22 protein-coding genes are annotated in these 20,191 nt (G+C 54.5%); 9 read left to right on the top strand and 13 right to left on the bottom strand.

Annotated features, from left to right (window positions below; genetic code table 11):
* Window positions 1-21 precede the first annotated feature (21 nt).
* From DESMU_RS02170 to DESMU_RS02120, 11 genes are all read right to left on the bottom strand, one after another.
* The gene (locus DESMU_RS02170; RefSeq protein WP_013561963.1) at window positions 22-1,017 is read right to left on the bottom strand and encodes a Gfo/Idh/MocA family protein; all 996 of its coding nucleotides are present in this window, start codon (window positions 1,015-1,017) and stop codon (window positions 22-24) included.
* 3 nt (window positions 1,018-1,020) lie between these two features.
* Window positions 1,021-2,199, bottom strand: a complete 1,179-nt coding sequence (locus DESMU_RS02165) for a glycosyltransferase family 4 protein (protein WP_222830664.1) — start codon at window positions 2,197-2,199, stop codon at window positions 1,021-1,023.
* Between the two features lie 31 nt (window positions 2,200-2,230).
* Window positions 2,231-2,845: a polysaccharide deacetylase family protein gene (locus DESMU_RS02160; protein ID WP_013561961.1), complete on the bottom strand. Its 615-nt coding sequence runs from the start codon at window positions 2,843-2,845 to the stop codon at window positions 2,231-2,233.
* Window positions 2,842-4,005, bottom strand: coding sequence for a glycosyltransferase family 4 protein (locus tag DESMU_RS07020; protein WP_083799336.1), 1,164 nt, complete (start codon window positions 4,003-4,005; stop codon window positions 2,842-2,844). Before DESMU_RS07020 ends, DESMU_RS02160 begins: the two co-directional genes overlap by 4 nt.
* Window positions 4,006-4,014: 9 nt before the next feature.
* Window positions 4,015-5,817 (bottom strand): hypothetical protein, encoded by a 1,803-nt coding sequence (locus tag DESMU_RS02145; RefSeq protein WP_187286338.1) that lies wholly within the window; start codon window positions 5,815-5,817, stop codon window positions 4,015-4,017.
* A 42-nt stretch (window positions 5,818-5,859) separates the two neighbouring features.
* Window positions 5,860-7,011, bottom strand: a complete 1,152-nt coding sequence (locus tag DESMU_RS02140; protein WP_013561958.1) for a glycosyltransferase family 4 protein — start codon at window positions 7,009-7,011, stop codon at window positions 5,860-5,862.
* Window positions 7,002-7,904 (bottom strand): glycosyltransferase family 2 protein, encoded by a 903-nt coding sequence (locus DESMU_RS02135; RefSeq protein ID WP_013561957.1) that lies wholly within the window; start codon window positions 7,902-7,904, stop codon window positions 7,002-7,004. Before DESMU_RS02135 ends, DESMU_RS02140 begins: the two co-directional genes overlap by 10 nt.
* Before the next feature lie 120 nt (window positions 7,905-8,024).
* Complete coding sequence (locus tag DESMU_RS07260) at window positions 8,025-8,147, bottom strand: hypothetical protein (RefSeq protein WP_280980996.1); 123 nt, start codon at window positions 8,145-8,147, stop codon at window positions 8,025-8,027.
* Between the two features lie 40 nt (window positions 8,148-8,187).
* Window positions 8,188-9,297, bottom strand: coding sequence for a glycosyltransferase (locus DESMU_RS02130; RefSeq protein WP_013561956.1), 1,110 nt, complete (start codon window positions 9,295-9,297; stop codon window positions 8,188-8,190).
* A 39-nt stretch (window positions 9,298-9,336) separates the two neighbouring features.
* Entirely contained in the window at window positions 9,337-10,248 is a 912-nt protein-coding gene (locus DESMU_RS02125; protein ID WP_013561955.1) for a glycosyltransferase family 2 protein, read from the bottom strand.
* Window positions 10,241-10,717, bottom strand: a complete 477-nt coding sequence (locus DESMU_RS02120; RefSeq protein ID WP_187286337.1) for a hypothetical protein — start codon at window positions 10,715-10,717, stop codon at window positions 10,241-10,243. The genes DESMU_RS02125 and DESMU_RS02120 overlap by 8 nt, the downstream gene beginning before the upstream one ends.
* A gap of 156 nt (window positions 10,718-10,873) precedes the next feature.
* Here DESMU_RS02120 and DESMU_RS02115 point away from each other — a divergent pair, with 156 nt between their 5' ends.
* Genes DESMU_RS02115 through DESMU_RS02075 form a run of 9 tightly spaced genes read left to right on the top strand, consistent with a single transcriptional unit; the run spans window position 10,874 to window position 18,389 of the window.
* On the top strand, window positions 10,874-11,821 hold the full coding sequence (locus DESMU_RS02115) for an AAA family ATPase (protein ID WP_013561953.1): 948 nt from the start codon (window positions 10,874-10,876) through the stop codon (window positions 11,819-11,821).
* Between the two features lie 15 nt (window positions 11,822-11,836).
* Window positions 11,837-12,526, top strand: coding sequence for a hypothetical protein (locus tag DESMU_RS02110; RefSeq protein ID WP_048813424.1), 690 nt, complete (start codon window positions 11,837-11,839; stop codon window positions 12,524-12,526).
* A gap of 5 nt (window positions 12,527-12,531) precedes the next feature.
* The gene (locus DESMU_RS02105) at window positions 12,532-12,786 is read left to right on the top strand and encodes a DUF8044 family membrane protein (RefSeq protein WP_013561951.1); all 255 of its coding nucleotides are present in this window, start codon (window positions 12,532-12,534) and stop codon (window positions 12,784-12,786) included.
* Window positions 12,783-14,516 (top strand): hypothetical protein, encoded by a 1,734-nt coding sequence (locus DESMU_RS02100; protein WP_013561950.1) that lies wholly within the window; start codon window positions 12,783-12,785, stop codon window positions 14,514-14,516. The genes DESMU_RS02105 and DESMU_RS02100 overlap by 4 nt, the downstream gene beginning before the upstream one ends.
* Window positions 14,500-15,342, top strand: a complete 843-nt coding sequence (locus tag DESMU_RS02095; protein WP_013561949.1) for a hypothetical protein — start codon at window positions 14,500-14,502, stop codon at window positions 15,340-15,342. The genes DESMU_RS02100 and DESMU_RS02095 overlap by 17 nt, the downstream gene beginning before the upstream one ends.
* The gene (locus tag DESMU_RS02090) at window positions 15,323-16,930 is read left to right on the top strand and encodes a DUF58 domain-containing protein (protein ID WP_013561948.1); all 1,608 of its coding nucleotides are present in this window, start codon (window positions 15,323-15,325) and stop codon (window positions 16,928-16,930) included. The genes DESMU_RS02095 and DESMU_RS02090 overlap by 20 nt, the downstream gene beginning before the upstream one ends.
* 13 nt (window positions 16,931-16,943) lie before the next feature.
* Entirely contained in the window at window positions 16,944-17,357 is a 414-nt protein-coding gene (locus tag DESMU_RS02085; protein ID WP_048813422.1) for a hypothetical protein, read from the top strand.
* The gene (locus DESMU_RS02080; RefSeq protein WP_148222787.1) at window positions 17,318-17,848 is read left to right on the top strand and encodes a DUF1616 domain-containing protein; all 531 of its coding nucleotides are present in this window, start codon (window positions 17,318-17,320) and stop codon (window positions 17,846-17,848) included. Before DESMU_RS02085 ends, DESMU_RS02080 begins: the two co-directional genes overlap by 40 nt.
* Window positions 17,849-17,852: 4 nt before the next feature.
* Window positions 17,853-18,389 carry a DUF1616 domain-containing protein gene (locus DESMU_RS02075; protein ID WP_013561945.1) on the top strand — a complete coding sequence of 179 codons (537 nt, stop codon included), beginning with the start codon at window positions 17,853-17,855 and terminating at the stop codon, window positions 18,387-18,389.
* Window positions 18,390-18,402: 13 nt separating this feature from the next.
* Here DESMU_RS02075 and DESMU_RS02070 read toward each other — a convergent pair whose 3' ends face one another.
* Window positions 18,403-19,365 carry a PP-loop family protein gene (locus DESMU_RS02070; protein ID WP_013561944.1) on the bottom strand — a complete coding sequence of 321 codons (963 nt, stop codon included), beginning with the start codon at window positions 19,363-19,365 and terminating at the stop codon, window positions 18,403-18,405.
* An 8-nt stretch (window positions 19,366-19,373) separates the two neighbouring features.
* Window positions 19,374-20,078: an acetate--CoA ligase family protein gene (locus DESMU_RS02065; protein WP_013561943.1), complete on the bottom strand. Its 705-nt coding sequence runs from the start codon at window positions 20,076-20,078 to the stop codon at window positions 19,374-19,376.
* Between the last annotated feature and the right edge of the window lie 113 nt (window positions 20,079-20,191).

The raw sequence follows: 20,191 nt of genomic DNA, 5'->3' as shown, positions 1-20,191 counted from the left end.
CACTTACACAGTGTCTCTGTGTCAGCGGTACTCCCTCAGGATCTCCTCGTATACCCTGACCTGGTTGAGCAACATGTCTAGGTGGTCGTCGTCTCTTCTCTCCAGGAGCCTTATAAAATCTCCTATATTCTCTGCAAAGGGATCTCTCGGGGCCCTGTTAAATATATGGTCGAACCCGAGCTCTAGATAGGGCTTGAGAGACAGTAGATTAGAGGCCCACCTCCAGCTGGTAGATAGCCTGGAAATAATCTTGCCGACAGGGTTATAGATCAGTGAGCCCTTCTCCCCCTCCACATACACATAGATATCGAACCTCCTAGCATTATACGATATAGTCAGCCTACCAACACCCCTCTCTCCCCTGAGGACAGCATAGAGCTCATCATAGAGCGTCCAGCCTCCCTCAGAGAGCCTCGAGAAGTCTACAGATACGACATCAAGCTTTCCGATAATATCTTGCAGGATGTATATCGCATGTGGCAGGACCTCGCCAAACACGTGTCCTGGCAGGCTCTCGAGCCAGCCACCGCTCCTGGCTAGGACCACCTCCCTAGGCGCGTAGACGGCTATATCGACACGGCATACAGGCCCTATGACACCTTCTCTGACAAGTCTCCTCGCTTTAATAGAGACTGGCGTATAGAGGTAGTTTGAGACAACACCTACTTTCACGCCCTTGGATCTCGCAACATTAAGGATCTCTGCTGCATCGGAGTAGCTGGTCGCGAGAGGCTTCTCAACAAACATGTTCGCGTTGGCTTGAGCCACTTTTACAGCAACTTCTCTATGGGTCTGTGGGGGAGTACATATAGAGACCACATCCAGCTCTACATCTTTCAACATCTCCTCTAGAGAACTGAAGTAGCGGGGGATCCCGTGGCTCTCTGCAAAGACCCTGGCTCTCTCGACAGCAATATCTGAGACAGCCACAACTTTAGCCTTATTCGCCCTCCAGCCCTTCACATGATGCCCAGCCGCAAAACCTCCACCCACAATACCTACTCTGAGCCTGACCATGGCCTACAGCCCCCTCGCAGCATCAGTGAAGTCTCTCACAAAAGATTCCCACGAGAAGACCCTATGAGCCTCCTCTCTTATCATGCTTGTCCTCGCCCTGAAGACCTCTACATTGTCTACCACATACTTGAGCCTCTTTATAAAGACATTGAGGTCTTTGGCATTGCCTACAAAGGGTGTTACTACAGCGCCTGTCCTCGGTATAGCTTCTCTAGGCATCTCAAGGAATGTGGGGCTCACCACAGGCTTGCCCAGGGCCATGGCCTCCATTACAGCCACGCCAGGACCGCCATAGTAGCCTCCGGTGGCCGGAAAGAAGTATATGTCGGAGGTACTCAAGAACCTCAGGAACTCCTGGTGAGGGAGAAACCCGTAAACCCTGATACCCATCTCCCTAAGCATATCTCTCCACCTTCCACTGACACCCGTAAGGACGATCACTATCCTGCCCCCATACTCTTTCCTGAGCATCTTCCATATCACGGGTATATAGTGGAGGCCCTTGAGGAAACTAGCCTCTTCTCTAAATATCCCTACATAGCTGACCAATACCACAGCATCTAGAGGTATACCGAGGGCTTCTCTGAACCTCTGAACCTCTTCCCAAGCAGGGGGCCTCAGTTTCTCGAAGTCCACGGCCATAGTTCTAAACAGCACACGAGCTTCTACACCCAACACTTCCTCCAGGTATTTCTTCTCCCTAATATTCACCACGAAGAACACACCGTGGATCTTTCTCAAGAGCCCCTCTCTCTTTATCTTAGAAAGTTCCTTAGCTACTGAGAAAGGACTAGGATTCATGAGCCTAGAGAGGCTTGGGGGGCTGGACCCGTGGTGTTGTAGAATCACTGGGTGGTCTGTGAGCCTTCTTACAACAAGCTCTGAGTTAAGGGCTCTGTACTCGTGTATATAGGGTATATAGCCGTCTCTCGATACTCTGTGCTCCACATATCTCGCCAGCTCTGGCGAGACCTCGTCCCATTTCCATAACATATGGCTCGGCGACAGTCTCAATGTGGGTGTGAGCACGAGGGGGATCTCATCTACGACCTTGACAAGCCCTTGGCTTTCTCCACTAGGCCTCACAGCCTCTACGGCAAAGCCGCCGAGCCTCCTCAGAGCTAAGGCTGACCTGAAGTGCCAGCCCTGGCCATCCTCCTCTGCCAACTTACCATCGATCATGGGTAGTGAGTGGTGCAGGATACTGATTACTTTATACATTGTGCCCCCTCAGTGCCTCGCTAAGCGTAGTCAGCCTGAACCCCAGGGCCCTGAGGAGCTCCACGACAGCCCTTACGATCAGCTGCCTCTCGTCGTGCATAGTCAGCACCACAAGACCGGTCCTGTTCACGAGCAGTCTCATGGGCACCTCCGGTAGGTGTCTAATACCTATGCTTCCAATCACATAAGAGTCGGCCTTTTCGTTCCATCTATTAACTGTACCCATTGTCCTGCCATAGGAGTAATATCTCCTAACGACCTCGACTACCCTATCGTTGAACGAGCCGTATGGGTAGGCGAGGCCCTTGACCTCATCTCTCACTGTTTCCTCGAGCATTTTCTTGGATTCAGCGGCCTCGCGCTCTACCTCCCATACAGGTATTCTCGTCAAATCTCTGTGGCTCACTGTATGTGAGGCTATCTCGTGCCCCATGTCCCTCATCTCTCTGATCAGCTCGGGCCTCGTGGCCAAGAGCCTCCTGCCATTGTACTCCATGAGCCCCGTTATTATGAAGAAGGTCGCGGGGACGTCCATTCGGTAGAGCATCTTGGCTATCTCGTAGTGGCTTAGATATCCGTCGTCAAAAGTCAGCACAGCACACCTCACTCGCCTACCACCTCTCTATATACTCTGAGATATTCCTCAGCAGTCCTCCTTATGTCGAAGTATTCCTCTGCCGTAGCTAGGGCCCTTTGGCTAAGCCTCCTGTAAAGGTTATCATCCGTCAGCAAGGTCATCAATGCCTCAGCATATCTCTTCTCGTCGAAAGTGTTCACTACAAGACCTGCGCCGAAATTCTCCACAAGCTCTAACGAGTATGATGCCCTGTGCGCTACCACTGGTTTGCCCAGTGCATAGGCTTCTGCAATAACATAACCAAAGGACTCGTAGAGACTAGGGTGTGTCAGAATCCTCGAAGAGGCTATGACCCTTAGGGTCTCTCTTCTACCCAGCCACCCGTGAAATATCACATGCTTCTCAAGCCCGAGTTTCCTGACAAGCTCTCTCAGCAGAGGCCCCTCAGGCCCCTCACCAATAACATGCAACACAGTGTCCTTGACCTCCTCGACCACGTGTACAAATGCCTTCACAAGCCTGAAACCACCCTTGTATTCCATGAGCCTACTCACGAAGACGACACTAGCCGAGTTACTGTCTACTCTGTCCACGGACCTCCTTACCCTTTCTATAGAAAGGCCGTTATAGATGACCACAGACCTCCTCCTAAGCTCTTCCCTCTCACGAGGCGGTGTGTGAACCAGGGCATCGGCTATGCAACTTCTAGATACGAAGACAAGCCTGCCTACCCTGGGCTTGTGAAAAAACGAAAGAACAGCACTAGGTACCTTGTGAGAGAATTCGAAGAGCCTGAATCTGGCTCTGTCCCTGAGAGAACTATAGAGAGACCTGAGATAGCCCAGCATAGGAGACCCATGTACGGTGGCCACTACAGGAGCCAGCCTATCTAGATAAGGCAAGAGCCCCAGTGCCGACGAAGAGTCGTGGATCAAATCACTACCTTCTCTATTCGCTAGGCTTAGTATCCTCTGAGCATTGAGGGTATAGAACCACACGTCCTTGGGGGGAGTTTGGGGAGACCAAAAAGTGCATAGCCTGAGTTTGTCACGATCTCTACAACCAGACAAGCGACCTCTTATAATGACGGTAACGTCAATATGTTTGCTGAGTTCAAGAGCTAGCTCATAATTGAACGTGCCGATTCCTCCCTGAAGCCCTAAGTCGTATGCTAAGAGAAGCACTTTCATCTATTAAGCCTAATTACAAATATAGATGGATGTTGAGTCTATACCGATGCTATAGATAAGCTTACAGTACATTCCTGTATAACTACTGCTATCTGTACTCAAATGTATTGCTGGTAGCTGTAATTTGTCAATAAACGAGGTTAGGCCTAGCGCTTCTTTGAATCTAGATGTGTAAGTGGGCAACCATATCCCTACCGCACTACCCTGAGGTGTCAACCTATACATCCCAGTCATATAGAGTCGAGAGGAGGTTAAATATAGCTGAGATACGGATGAAACATCTAGTTGTCCTAGGAAACTCTTAGCGATGAGGATGTCGCCCATAGACAACGGAACGCTCTCTGAGTTTCTTATTCTTGCATATTGTATTGGCGATATGTTCGGGTCTTGAGCAGCTATGGGGGCTGTAGCTATAAACATCAGCATTGAAGCTAGTCCTAATGCTCTCAAGGAAATTTTCCTCCTTCTCAAAAGACCAAAAATCCTTGAGAGCGTTAGAGATGCCATAGGGGCTATAAATGGTATAAAAACATATGTTGTCCTATTTAATAAATAGAAATTTTTTTCTTTCAATATACTGTAGCCCATAAATGATACTGAGAGGATTAGTACGGAAGTCACGTATAGGGAAAACTGCAAACTACTGACGCGCCTCTTCAAGAATAGCGCATATATGAAGTATGCTGTAGCCAATGAGGCCGTATAGCTCCATACATATGCCTGTATAGGTGAAACTTCTGCTCTCTCGTAGAGAGGTATGTGTATTGCTGCACCTATTTCATGCTCTTCTGTAGGTATGAGAAAACTTTTTATAATGCCTACTAGGCCGTTATACACACTAAGGAACGAGGGCATTACATACTGTGCAAAGCCGGAGACATATAAGCTTCTAATGAAAAATATCACGACAAGAACTAAGGTAGCCGGCAGAACAATTCTCTCTATAGGAGTCTTTTCCATTCTTAAATGGAGCTTCCCTAGCAGAGGGTACATGTATCTTGTCGCTAGGAGGCCGAGTAAAACGAATATGTATGCTAGTGCCGTTGCGTGAGCTAGGATGGCTCCCGTAAAGAGTAGCGTCATCAGGAGTATATATCTGGTAGGTTTTTCCATGCCCTGAACTGCTTTGACTAGAACCATTGATGCTAGTAGCACAAGCATATTGCCACTCCATTGATAAGGGTGCTGGTGTATTGCTGTCTCAGGTGTTACAGCAATCAGCGGTATTGAGAGGAGTGCAGCCCTAGTCTCGCCAGTTACGTAAAGCGTCAGCAGGTACACTGAGATGTCATAGGCTACGGCCCAGCCAAGGAAGACTGTGGTTCCCAGAGCCCAGCTGTACCAGTCAGTACCGGCGACCCTTGATAGTGTAGCTTGGATAAAAGCCATCGTAGGGAGGGGGTTGTAGCTGGGATTGTGCGCCCACTCAAACCTCCAATGGTCATTTAGAGCCATCTCTCTCAGCATTCCCGTGCCCTCACCGATAGCAATACCAGTTGCTGGAACATTGCCTAGCAGAAGCATTAAGTGCCAAAGCACGTATGAAGCTATGATCATGCCTCTGGGCTTATAGAATGCTGTTACAACATTTAGAAAAGGTATTAAAACTGTTATAAGGAAATAAGGAAGGGTCTCTCTAAAGTGTGTTGATAATGTAAGCAAGAGCCCTGTAGCTGAGAGAGCGAAGGAAAGATACGTGGTCATGTCTAAGAGCTTATTCGAAGCATGAATATGAACGTTATTAGGAGAAATATCCTTATTTTTCTCATTGTTAGAGAGCCATAAGAAGATTGTGTAAAGCGGCACCAGCACTACGGTAAAAAAGATTAGAGCACTAGAGAAGCTTAACACGAGCTAGTTCACCAGTGGCTTGTAGAGATCGATAAATTTGCTAGCTACATCACGCCAAAGCCAAAGAACTCTACGTCGCTCAATAAGATTGAGCTTTATATATTCTCTGAGGTCTCTGTCCTTCAGGATAGCTAATATAGCATTAGATAATCCTTGCAAATCATCTACAGCGACAACGAATCCATCCTCACCGTTTCTCACATGGTATCCCAGCATCCCAGCGTTCGTAACTACAATAGGCCTCAACCTACTTATAACTTCATATACCAGTAGTGGGAAGCTCTCACCAGCATGTCTAGAAGGCAGTACAACGACATCAGAAGCATCTATGAGACCAATTTTGTCCTCTTCTGTAAGGAAACCCACGTATATAACCCTACTGCTCACACCTAGCTTCTCTGCTAAGTGCATACACTTATCAAAATACTTTTTGTCCCCCTTACCTGCTATTACAAGCACTGTGTCATCAACTTGCTTAGCAATCTGCGCAAAGGCTTTGAGCAGGAGATCGAGGCCCTTAGTATAGTGTATCCTCCCGACATATGCGATAATCCTGTTGTTAATTCTGTATTTCTCACGGAACCTTGCCGACATGTCTAAAGTATTCAAATAAATCTCATCAATACCGTGAGGTACCACAGTAGCCTTCACACCATACTTTTCTCTGAGGAGCTCCGCCTCATATTCATTTGTCGCAAGAGCCATGTCTGCCAGCTCTACAACTCCTCTTTCAACCATCCTCTGATAGAAGTAGCCGAATATCCTTATTAGCAAGTTGTAATGATGCCTGAGATAGCTGACACCGAGAAAGTAAACGACAACAGGCTTCCTCAGCCTCTTAGCCTTTTTAGACATCAAATATGTGAATAGGCTGTTTTGGCTCCAACTGTGAACCACATCCACCTTTTCAAATAAGTCAACCGGGTACTCCAATGGGATTGTCAAGTCAGCAAAGCCAAGCCTCCAGGACCTAACCCTGTGGACGTAGACACCATTTAAGACCTCTTCCTTAGGTCTACCGTTGGCTCCATAGTTGCTTGTAATCACGTGAACCTCGTGACCCATCTTAGTCTGTTCTTCAGCTACTTTTTGAACAGCTTTTTCAAGGCCTCCGACTACTGGACAATAGTTGTGGAAGATGTGAACTATGCGCAAGAGGCCTCCCTGATACCGTCCTGCAGGCCCTTCATAACGCTGGGGAGGTGCCATGGCCTGTAGCTCAGTAATAGCATGGCTGATAACATAGTGTACCAGAGTCTCCTCGCTCTCGATGTGTTCCACTTGAACACGAATATTATGTGGTTTCTTGCTTTCCAATAAATTCTCTTTCTCATACTCATCCTAGGTCTATTACCTCCTTCTTCCGGGACTAGATTTACTACCCTGGCCCTAGGCTCGAGGACAAGCCTATATCCCAAATTCTTTATCTGTTGCTGGAGATCGCTTTCCTCTCTGAATCCTGTGGGTGTGCTGAAGGCTTTGCTGTATCTAACTCCATTTTCAATTACCTCTCTCCTAACCATGAAAAATGATGGCAGGAACTCAGCGTATCTAGGCCCATGTTCAACGTCGAGAAACACGTAACCTATCAGCCTTGTCAAGGCGTCTGCGATGAGGAAAGGGGTGTTGAGGAAGAAGTCTGGATCTACTCTACGTTTTCTCAAAACAACCACGCGGCCTCCAACAGCCCCTACTTTATCATCCCTCATATGTTTCAGCATGACTCCTAGTGTATCTTCATCGATGGGCAGGTAATCGTCATCAGTCAAAAGAAAATACTCGCAGGTAGTATGTTTAAGTGCCATCTCTAAAAGCATGTTTCTAGCCTCTACAGAGCCCATCCTACCTGGCATGATTCTGTAGATGAGTTTGCCAGATGCATCAAGGCCTTGTAAAACCCTCCTATATTCGTCAAGAACCTCCGCAGATGAAGCCTCAGCGAGAACAATCACTGAACATACATGTGCAGAAGCAAGCCACCTAGGAAGGATAATCTTCAGCATCCGCGCCCTGTCAAAGCTAGGTATCAGTACAGCTACACCATGCATGAATGTAAAGCCACCTTAGCTTCAACTATCATCTCACATGGTATTTTTCAAATTCCAGCCCTCTCTAGTCGAGCGATCGCCATGTAGCCTTGGTGCACTGTGATTTTGTATCCTAGGTTCTCAGCATTGCGAGGGCTCTAGCCTCATCCTTGTTATGGATTTCAAGTCAAGGAATACATGGAGTTTACCGAGCCTTATGGTCTCAATGGAGCCTTTGAGCATGTTGGATCCGACGCCCTTCATTTTAGATCAAACAACACGTAGTCTAGGCTCCTCGACAATATTACTCTTTCTCCTCCTTGCTCCATACGAGTTCTTTTCTGAAAGCGTTCTTCACCATTGCTACTAGTAGTATGAGTTGCATCACTATCCATGTCCTGTAGGGTTTGTATGCTAGGAGTGCTGTGCCTAGTGCTAGGAGGCTTAGGGATAGCGGGGAGCCCTTGTAGGCTGAGTATGCTAGTAGTGCTATGGATATTAATAGGAGAATGGGATTTGCTAAGTGGAGGAATATCTCTGCTGCAAGGATTTTCCTGAATGCTTTGGGCGACCTGGGGAGGAGCCTTATGGACTTGGCGAAGTGCTGGATGAGGTGTTGTGCTCTCCTCACCCTCCAATGGAAGTACTTCCTCCTTGGAACAGGCTCATAGCAGTAGACGTCTGGGGCCACGATAGCCCTGTAGCCTTTCACAGCTATAAGCGTGGCTGTGTGGCTATCGTCTGAGCCTATGTCCGTCGGGAACCCGCCTAAATCCTCGAGGAGCCTCCTCCTGTATGCTGAGAGCTCCCCGTGGAAGACCGGGGTCGAGTAGGCGGAGCTCTCTCCGAGCCTGACCACATTGTAGAAATCCCTGTACCCTGATTCAACACCCGTGAAGCCTCCGCCGCCAGGAGTCTTAACGCATGAGACGGCGCCTACTGATTCATCGCTGAAGTAGCTTAAAGCATTCCTCAACGCGTCTCTATTCGCCCAGAAGGCGTCTGCATCCGTGACCACGATGAAGTCGAAGCCTCCGTCAATAGTGTTTAAAGCAGTGTTCAAAGCCCTACCCTTCCCCCTCCTCTCACCCTCTTCAACAATCCTTACCTCAATATCCTTGTGCCTTGAAGCCCAGTCAAGGGCTTTCCCAACGGTTCCATCACTCGAAGCCGAGTCCACAATGTACACGGTGATCCTATCCCTAGGGTAGTCCTGGGAGTATATGTCTTCAAGCTTCCTCTCAATGTTCCCCGCCTCATTATACGTAGGGATAACTACTGCGACACGCGGCGTGAAGCCCGGGTCCCTTCCAGCCCTAACACTCTTCCCAAGCATCCCCTTAGCCCATGAATAATAGTAGAGGGGGAAGCCGAAGTGGAGTAGTGCAAGGGTTAATGCAGCCTCCTCAAGCATTACAATGCCCCTTGAAGCCCAGCGTGTTTAACCATGACCCTAATGCTGGTCGATGTGTTTAAGCGTGCTCAGTATCCTCAGCTCCATTCTCTTCATGTATAGTGCTATCACGGCTAGGAGGAGTGATTGGAGGCCTGCCGCCGTGAGGATTACTGCTGTGAGGCCTTTCACATGGTATACTGTGCCCGTGAAGAAGTAGTGGTATGCTACCCATGAGCCTAGGGCTAGGCCGGGTATGAGTAGTAGTGAGCCGAGTGTGAATATGAAGAATGCTGGACTATACCTCCATGTGAGCCTGACTACGTCTAAGAGTATTCTTAAACCGTGGCGTACGCCGAGCTTCTTCCTGCCAAGCCTCCTACGGTACTCCACGGGGACCTCTGCAACCCTCGCCCCTGTCCCAGCAGCGTAGGCGGCTATCTCGGATTCAACGCTGAACCCCTTCATCTCGAAGGGCACCTCCCTGAGCACACTGGTTTTCACAATGTACATCCCGCTTAACACGTCGTGGAGCCTCGTGGCGAACAACGTGTTGAAGACGAATGTAAGCAGCTTGTTGCCCAGCCTGTATACAAGGGGCTGCGAGCCCTCCCCCCACCTCCTCCACCCGACCACGAGGTCGTAGCCCTCCCTCGCCTTCACGTAGAGGGCTTGGATGAAGCCTGCTGGATACGTGTAGTCGCCATCCATTATAAGCGTGAACCCGGTTTCAACGAGGCGTGCAGCTGTTTTAACAGCATCCGCCTTCCCCCTCCCCTCCTGCTGGACGACCCTGACGCCCCTGGATGAGGCTGCTTCAACAGTGCCATCGGTGCTCCCCCCGTCGACTACGAGTATTCTCTCCCGTGGGACCCCGGCTGCGAGAACCTCGTCTAACACTAGGCCTATTGCCTCAGCCTCGTTGAACACCGGTATAACCACTGTTAGATCACTGTAGTCAACGCTACCCATAATACCTGAACGCCGGGGGAAGCGATATGTAGGCTACGCCGATCGTCACAAGCCTCCTTAAATCCCCTAGGAAACACGTGAAGCCACGCTTCAAAGAGACGATGACACCGTAGAAGACCGCGAGGCCACGCGTCGACGCCAACTCTATCTCCACAAGTATCTCGGAGACGATCCCCGCGAGAACCGGGGACCTTATGGCTTTAAGCCTGGTGACCGCGTAGAGGAGGGCCCTGCTCACCCTCCTCAGCCTACCCCACACGCCGAGCCTCAGCGCCTTCCTAATATACCTGGAGACCTTCCCCGGGGAGACCTCGCCAACCAGCTTCTCGGCGACAACCCTCCTAGCGTACTCCACGACACTGTCAACGGGGCCCGCTGCAAGGGCCTCCGCAACCGCCTCGGGGAGGCTCCTAGGCTGCTGAGTCATCGGCGTGGACATGGATGTGATGCACCAGTAAGGGTTCTCCACACCCCTGTATGCCGGCCCCGGTTTAAAAGCATTACTGCAGTGGATTCTGGAGACCGCTGGCTTCCACGAGCCGCCATGCAAGGCCTTTAATACCCGGGGGACGCATACCCTACACCGGGCCCGCCCCGGAGGCGGGTTGAGGAAGGGTGGTTTCCATTGGAGGCAGGGTTAGACTACGCTGCAGGGAGGATCAAGGGGGTCCTCGAGGCTGTTTCAAGGGTCTACGTTGGTAAGAGGGATGTGGTTAAGCTCGCGGTGGCAGCCCTCTTCACAGGGGGCCACGTGCTCATCGAAGGGTATCCGGGTACGGGTAAAACCCTTCTTGCGAAAGCCCTTGCGAAGGCTATTGGGGGAGCATATAAAAGGGTGCAGGGCCACCCGGATATACTGCCGAGCGATATACTGGGCTTCCACATGTACAGGCTTGGAGGGGAAAGGATACTCGTGCAGGGACCCGTCTTCACCAATGTCCTCTTGTTCGACGAGGTTAACAGGGCGCCTACAAGGTCGCAGGCAGCCCTCCTGGAGGCGATGCAGGAGTTGCAGGTGACGATAGATGGTGTGACATACCAGTTGCCCCGCCCCCTCATAGTGATCGCGACCCAGGTCCCCTACAGGCATGCGGTAGGCGCCTACCAGGTGATGGAGACCCTTGCCGACAGGTTCGCTGTAAGCATTCCAAGCCACTATAATCCACCCGAGGAGGAGCTTGAAATAGTGTTGAAATCGGACACCGTGCTAACGCTTCCAGTGGAGCAGGTTGCAACACCCCGGGAGGTTGAAGAGGTCTCAGGTATGCTTCAGGGACTGGTGCACGTGGAGAACCATGTGGCAGACTACATTGTTAAACTAGTGAACTATGTGAGAAGCCACCCGGCCGTCGCATACGGGCCCTCCCACCGTGCAACCATACACTTGATGAGGGTTAGCAGGGCGCTCGCAGTCATGGATGGAAGGGACTACGTTATCCCGGACGACGTTAAACAATTATTCCCCCACGTGGTAGCCCACAGGGTGAAGCTGAGGGAGGAGTACGAGGCTGAAGGCGTTACAGCCGAGTCAATAGTCAAGGAGGCCTTAAGCAACGTGCCCGTGCCAAAGTAGCCGGGGATGAAGGCTTTGAACAACCTCACACTCCTCGGCCTAGGGGTGGCTGCAGCAGCATCCCTCCTCGCAGCCTACGCATTGCTCACAGGGGACACAGGGCTCCTTGGAGCCGCGGCGTCAGCAGTGATGGCCGGCGGCGTCGTAGCAGTCGCCTCCACCGCGCCGGCTGAGCCATCCCAGCAGGCCCTCCACTACTACACGGGGATGCTTGCAGCCGGCTCCACAGCCGTCCTCGAGGACCTAGACCTCCTCGACGCAAAGCCCTGCGCGGTCAACAAGGGGGGCCGCATCCTCATCGCTTTCACCAAGGCTGCATGCACCCAGGGCGTTGACCCAGGCGTCGGCTTCCACGGTGGATCCCCCTACTACGCGATACCGGTTGAACCGCTTGGGGAAGCAGTGCCTGCAGGATCCCCTGGAGGCCTCGCCGACGCGCTCCGCGTAATCCTCGTCGAGGAGCTAGGGGTCTGCAGGAGCGTGAGGGTTGAGGAGGCTGGGGGAGTAGTCAAGGTGAGGATGCAGGGGGTTGCAGGAGGGCTCAGAGAGTACGCCGGGTACCCTGTGAACCCTGCTGTACTCATACTCCTCGCAGCCGTGGCAGGCGTCACGGGGACCGGTGCAGTGGTCCTCGTGGACGGGAAGGAGGTGCCCGGGGGAGTCGAGGTCTCCCTGAGGGTTGAGAAACCCGTGGAAGCCGGGTGAGACACGTGCCTGGACGCCTATACTCCTTCATAGTGCTCTACACGGGGCTTGTCGCCGCATCCAACACGTGGCTCCTGCTGCTGGGTGAGAAGAGGGCTGACGCATACCTAGCCGTCAACACGCTCATCTACTTCACACTGTACTCCACTATGAGGCCGATGCCGCCGGGCTCCAGGAGGGCTAGGGCTCTGACACTACTCCTCCTCGCAGTCTTCACCACTATAGTGGCCTACAGGGTGTACAGGGTGCTGAACCCGTGAAGACATGGCTCCTCCTACTCCTCATAGGGATCCCGGTGATCACTGCTACACCCGTCTACACGAGGGGGGAGGGAGCAGGCTGCCTATACTACCTGGTACTCCTGGATAAAGCCGTTTCATCCGCTGCAACACTGGATCCAGCTGGGAGGACACTGGCCGAGGCCGTTGCAGGCGCACCCGCCCCCACGGGTCTCACAGGGCTCCACAGGGATGCATGGCTCGCCATCCTAGGGTACTACAGGGTTGTTGAGGAGGCCTCGGAGACGGCTCCAGGCGACCCGGCCGCCCAGTACAGGATCGCTGAGGCAGCCGACGCCCTGGGAAGCGTGTTAGAGTACGCTGAGAGGCTTTCAAAATGCTCAAGGGACCCCGGTGCAGCAGGGTTAACCCTGAAGCGGGTTGAAGCAGGGGTTTCATCGATGAGGAGCATCCTCGAGGACCTCGCCGAGAACCTGACCGCGTGGAGCGGGATCCTTGAGGCAGGCCTACAGCCAGCCCTCGACGCGTACACCCCGGGGATGGAGGTGCATGCATGGGTGAAAACCCTTGGTGAAGGAGTCTCGGTCTCATCCATCAAGCTGTACACGTGGCCCTCACTAGTGCTCATGGATGCACCAGGGTACACGTGTAGGGGGAGCTACTGTTACAGCGTGATCGAGATCCCTGATGCAGGGAGGCTGGCGAGTAAAGGGGTGGCCGGGCTCGTTGGAGCCGGCGGAATCCTAGAGTTCGCCTTCACAGTGGACGCCGAGGTAAACGGCTCCAGGGTTAAAGCAGTTAAACTGTTTAAAGCAGTCTACAGGCATCCAGCCATCACCGTGGAGGCATCGCTACTCGGCGCAGGGCTCCTCAACGTCTCCATATACTCCGACGCCGCCTACAATGCATCCCTCTCCGTGAACGGGGAGCACGCGTTAAACCTGAGCCTGAAGCCAGGCGTGAACATACTGCTCGTCAACGCCTCCAGCAAGCAGGCCGTGGGGCAGGCGGTGAGGGTCGAGGTATGCGTGGAGCCCGGGGTGGACACGCTGCCAGCGTGTAGAGCAGTATATGCTTCAACCCAGGGAGCACCCTCAGGCATAGGGGTCAGCGTGGAAGCCCCGTCCCCCGTGTTCACGTGGACGGGGACACTGGGGATCCACGTGGTTAACCATGAGGGGAGGCCCGTCAACATAACGGTTTACGCCGGTGGATCCATGGTTTACTCAGGCCCCCTTGAAGCCTCCATGGTTATCGAGGCGTGGGCAGGCCCCCTCCCCGCCACATGGCTCAGCATCGAAGTCGCCGTGCAAGGAGGCAGCGGAGCCGTCACAGTGTACAAGGGGAGCCTGCTAGTGGTGAACACTGCATCCCTCACAGCCGTCGCCGCCGCGCTCACCGCAGCCGTCGCCGTGGCACGGAGAAGCCTGGCAACAGTCCTCCAGCCGCAATTCAGGATCCGGAGGCCCGGGGCCAGGGGGAGGCCCAGGGGACCCGGGTTCGCCTCGAGGATAGCCCTCCTCTACTACGACGCGCTCAGCAGGCTGGGGGTCAGGGAGCCCAGGCCCCATGAAACACTGAGGGAGCATTACTCGGCGAGCGTTGAGCCAGCCGGCTTCAGGGAGAGGGTTAAGGAGCTGTTGAGGAGGCTCATGCATCTCGCTGAACGCGACCTTTACTCGGCGAGGAAGGTGGAGCCCGGTGAGGCAGGAGAGGTCTACAGGGGTGTCCTAGATGCCGTTGAAGACTAGGGTTGTAGCAGTGTTCTTCATACTGCTCGCCGCTGCAGCCGGCCTCGTGGCCGCCTCCCTCACATCCTCCACGAGGCCTTACAGCGTCTACAATACTGGTGGAGACGGGGCCTCCAACCTAGCCGGGCTGCCAGGGGTCATGGTGGTTGCAGACCTATCCGGGCTCCAAGGGTTTAACCCGGCTTCACACGTGTTGATCACCGGTAGGGAGAACCCTCTAACCCCTGCTGAAGCAGGCTACTTGAAGGGGTTTGCAGAGAAGGGAGGCGTCGTCATCGCATACGGCTCCAGGGGCTTCACGGAGAGCCTGCTTGAAGCACTAGGGGTTGGCGCAGGGGTTAAGGGAGCCGTCTACGACCCAGTCTACAACGCCGGGGACCAGGGGTTGGTCAACGCGTCCACAGTGTTCTGCGGGACCCGTGTGGTCCTCGAGGAACCCTATAGTGTGAGCCCCATCGGCGCGGCTGCTGCAGCAGCGTGGAGCAGCCCCTTCTCATACATCGATGTAGACGGGGATGGATCCTATAGTCCAGGGGAGCCAATAGGCTCCAGCGTGGTCGCGGTAAGGGTGGATGCGGGCGGCGGCGTCATCATAGTCTTCCCCGCTAGAGGCGTCTTCGCGAACAGCGTGCTCCACTATAATAAGGGGCTCCTCGACTGCATTGCAGCCGGGAGAAGAGTGCTCGTGGATCAATCAGAGGTTTTCAGGGACCCCGCTGAGCTCCTAAGGCACCTTATACGGGGTCAGGTTTACTCCCCGCTCCACGTAGCCTTGCTCATAGGGCTGGTGACACTGGTGCTCTACTATGTATACGGGAGGCATTAAACCATATAAGCCGCTGATACTCCTCCTCGAGGCATCCTCAGTAATACTTGCATCACACATCAGAGGAGACTACGGGGTTGCAGCCGCTGCAGCCATAGCACTACTCCCCCTCGCCGCTAGAGGAGGCTACACCGTGTTCCTCTCAGCATACGCGTCGAGCATAGCGGTCTCCTCCGCGACACTCCACCCAGCCCCCCTGGCGCTTTCAACCCTAGCCCTCCTCCTAGGCTACGCCTACTACTATGAGAGATACAGGGGGACGGGTTTCGCCGGCAGGGTCACGGCCTCAGTGGCAGCCTTCACACCGCTCTACATAGCGTACCCAGCCGCGTTTTCAACAGCCCTCACAGCGCTAGGCGTGCTCGCAGCATCCTCCCTGAGGGAGCAGTTGAGGCTCAGCGGGTCCCGTGTAGAGGTCTCGGCAACGCGTGGAGGCCTCCACCCAGGGGACGAGGTGGTGGTGAAGGCGAGACTAATGGTTAAGGGTGAAGCAGTATACAGGCTGATAGTCGACGGCGTGGAGGAGGCTTCAGGCGTGGTGAACGGGGCTGGTGAAGCAGTGTACAGGCGGGTTGCAAGCGGGCTCGGCCGCAGCAGGCTGAGGCTCGTCGTCGAGCTCAGGGACCCCAGGGGGCTCGCGTCGATCACGCATGGACCCTACGTGCTCGAGTACACTGTGACGCCGAGGCTGGCGGAAGCCATGGAGAAGGCCCGGGCAGTCCTCGCAAGGTACGCTGAATACCTTGAGGCACCATTAGTGCTAAGGGTACTCGTGGAGCCCGCCGGCACAGGGGGTGCAGCCGGGTCCCCTGGAGGCGGCTCCAACCCTGCTGCCCCGGGTGCAGGGGTCCCCGGGTACGGTGCTACAGTAGCCCTCAGGGCGAGGCTTGCAACGCCATTGGAGCTCGTGGAGAGCATCGGGGAGGCTGTGAAAGCATACAGGGGCGAGTACACTGGTGTAAGAGAATACCAGCCCGGGGACCCCCTGCGGCTCATCCACTGGAAGAAAACCTTGAGCCGTGAAGGAGGAGAGGGTATCTACGTGAAGCAGTATGCTGTGGAGGGAGAGGGAGCGGGGATGGGGGGCGGGGGAGACCTGGTCGTCGTAGCCGACCTCACCTCCGTGAACCCGGTTGAACTAGACCTACTCCTCCACGCTGTCTACAGCATCCTGCTCTCCAATACAGGGGTGGGAGGCAGGGTTTTCCTCTATGTTAAAACCCCGGGGAAAGGGGCCTACGTCTTCAAGGGCAGGGTGCTCGACGTGGTGCTCGGCCTCAACACGCTTATACTCAGGGAGGGTGTTGAAGCCCTCTACAGGTATGAGGCATGGGGGAGGACGAGGAGGCTGAGGCTGGGGGAGTCGACTGGTTTCCCAAGGCTCCTCGAAGACTACTATGCTGCATACGGCGGGGCCCTGGCCTCGGTGATCAGGGAGCTTGGAGCCGGCGAGGGGTGCAGCGTCCGCCTCGTGTACTCGAAGGCCCTTGGCTTAAAGTACTCGGTGGTGGCAGGCATCCTGGCTGAGAGAGGCTTCAGGGTGGCTGGGAGGGAAGAAATAATAGCTGGGGGAGGGCTAAGACTCTAGGAGGGTGTCACGGTTGCCTAAGTGGATCCACATCGCCGCAGCCGCCTTGATCATCGCTGCCGCATCATGCATCGCGCACGCAGGGGACGCGGGTTTCGATGAAAGAGTTGCATCAACCCTAGCCGCCTTGAACACCCTGAGGGGGAAGGGCGTCAACGTGGATGACGCACTAGTCCTCCTGGATAAAGCGGTTAAAGCAGCCCAGGCAGGCGACACTGCTGGAGCCAACGGGTATCTCTCAAGGGTTGAGGAGGAGGTGAGGCTGCTTGAAGCCGGGGCGTGGAGCACCTATATCTGGGGCTCCACGGTGAAATACCTCACGGTCGCGGTGCTAGCAGTGATCCCGGTGGCCGTCTACACGCTTCTCCCCCGTTTATACGTCTACGCATGGTACAGGTTGAGGAGGAAGTGGGTTGTGAGGCGGTGAGAATGCTGCTCGACGAAGAGGTCTTCGCAGTAGTGCTCGCGGTCTCAGTCGTGGCTTCAGCCGTAGGCATAGCACTAGTCCTCGGGCCCGGGGGCTCCGAGGCGTTTACAGCAATAGGCTTGTTGAACAGTGAGTGCAGGATAGGGGAGTACCCTGTGAAAGCATACAATGGCTCCACGCTGCACCTATGCCTCTTCATCTACAACCATATGGGTGAAGCCATATACTACCGTGTAGCATACAAGATAGCTGCTTCACAAGGCGACATGCCGACGAACACCACTCCATCACCGCGCCCGGTGATCGCTGAGTGGAAGGGTGTCCTAGGAGACGGGTGGAATGAGACGACACGGGTCGAAGTACCCGTCGCCGCACCCAGCGGCTCAAGCAGGGTGGCACTGGTCTTCGAGCTATGGGTGTACAGGCAGGGGGAGGGATGGGTGTACACTGGTAGATGGGTCCACCTCTACGTGAACGTGACCTCGTGGTGAAACCATGGTGGAGAAGCAGTTGACGCTGGAGGAGTATGTTGCAAGACAGGGAGGGGGTTGGAGGGCGGTTAAAAAAGCCTTCGAGGAGGCTTCAAGAGGCGTCATAAGGCTCGAAGACCCCGACCCACCCGCCACCCCTGTTGAATACGCTTTGAGACCAGAGTACTCGCTCTGGTACTGGGCCACGTGCACTGCTGCCGCGTTAACAATCATCACAGTGGTGTTAACGAGCTGGATTAATGCTGCATGGCTGATGCCGTTGAGATACATTCTAGGAGCACTCTACACGCTGTTCATACCCGGCTACACACTGGTGGAAGCCCTGTACCCGGGTGAAAGAGACCTAGCCCCTCTTGAAAGACTCGCCCTCTCCATAGGGCTCTCACTAGCAGTCATACCCCTCATAGGCCTCTTCTTAAACTACACGCCCTGGGGGATAAGGCTGGAGCCCGTGTTAGCCTCCATCACGGTTTTCACAGTGGCAACCGCAACCATAGCCCTCTACAGGAAGCACAGGGTGCTCCAGGAGTCCAGGAGGTAGGTTGGAAAGCACTCTACGAGAACACGGGTTGGCTCAGCGAGCGGAGGACTCTGCCGCCCATCGGCTCCCCCAGCGTCCTCTCGGTGAGCCTGCAGAAGCTGCAGACACTGCTTCTTGAAGGCATCCCGCAGACACTGCACCTCCTATACGTCTCCTTCTCCACGGGTTCAATGTAGCCCTCTATGAGCTTCAGCATGCTGCTTAGAAGTATTAGTCTCGCACCAGGGTGCTCGCGCTCCAACGCCTTGAGGAAGCCTTCAGCAGCCTCCTCCACCCCTGTTGAATGCTTGAAGGGGCACGGGGCCTCCAGGTGTGGGACCCCGGCTAGTTCAGCGTAGGCCTCTATATCCTTCTTCCCAAGGGTTATCAAGGGCTTCGCCTTCACAGGTAGCCCGGGCTCCCTTACAGCCGGCTTCAAGCCTGCGAGAGACTTGAAGTCCCCTACGTAGAGATCCTTCAACATGTACCTGGCGGCGTCATCCAGGTGGTGCCCGGTGAACACTGCTGAAGCCCCTGTGGCCACGGCGTAGGCTGTGATAAGGTAGCGTTTAACCAGGCCGCAGACACTGCACGGGGGTCTCCCAGCCCTCGAAGCCAGCTCCGGGAGGCCTACGCCCAGGATGTCCCTGAGCCTTAGGACAGTGCACTCCACGCCGAGGCTCCCACAGTACTCTCTCACAGCTGCCTCAGCTAGGTCGCTGTACCCCTCTATCCCCAGGTTCACGTGGACCCCTACGATTTTTTCAACACCCATCTCCACTCTACGCTTAGCAGTGATCGCCAGGAGGCTCATGCTGTCGACGCCGCCTGAGACGGCGACAACGACCCTGCCTCCTCCCCCGGTCATCCCGTGCCTTACAACCGTCTCCACAACTCTTTCCTCAACATACTCCTTGAAGTGCTCTCCGCAGAGCCATAGCTTAGCGTATGAAACCCTGTAGCCCGCCTCCCTCCCACACCTCCTGCACTTAGCCAACGGGCCCGTCACCGTTTCACAGCGATAATCCTGGCGTCGACTACCACTGCTTTATCAGTGTACGCTATCACAGGGTTTAAATCCATTGAGTCAACCCATGGGTTCTCAGCTATGAGCCTCGACGCCTTCACCACTATGTCCGCTAGCGCCGCCTTGTCAACCGGCGGCATCCCCCTGTAGCCTTCGAAAACCCTGGATGCCTTGAGCTCCCCCATCATCTCCAATGCGTCCTCAAGGCTCACCGGTGCAACCCTGAATGAGACATCCCTGAACACCTCGGTGAACACGCCGCCGAGCCCCAGCATTACGACGCCGCCGAACACCCTGTCGTTTAAGCCTCCAACAATGACTTCAACCCCCTTCGGCATCATCTTCTGCACTAGGAAACCCTGGATCCTTGCACCCCTAGCCTTCTCCGAGACTGCTTCAAGCATCCTTGAAGCCGCCTCAGCCACCTCCCTCCCACTGGATAACCCGAGGGCGACGCCGCCTACATCGCTCTTATGCACTATGTCGGGTGAAACAATCTTGACCACGACGGGGAACCCTAGTTTCTCCGCGACGGCAGCGGCCTCCATCGGCGTCGAGGCGAAACCGTAGGGTGCGAGAGGGATACCGTAGGATTCAAGGAGCTGGAAAACAAGGTGGTCCGGGAGCTTCCCACGGCCCCCGGGCTCCATGCCTGAGACATATGAGAGCACAGCGCTACGCATATAGCCCTGACTGCCTTATACTCGCCGGGGCTTATAAACCTTCAATAACCTCCTGAGCCCGCCTCCTACTCCTTTATATCCCGGCCCACGCGTTATCCCAACCCGGGGAGTCA

This window comes from Desulfurococcus mucosus DSM 2162, assembly GCF_000186365.1.
Taxonomy (GTDB): Archaea; Thermoproteota; Thermoprotei_A; order Sulfolobales; family Desulfurococcaceae; genus Desulfurococcus; species Desulfurococcus mucosus.
Note: the sequence above shows the minus strand (reverse complement) of the source record. Positions and strands in the feature narration are given on the sequence as shown.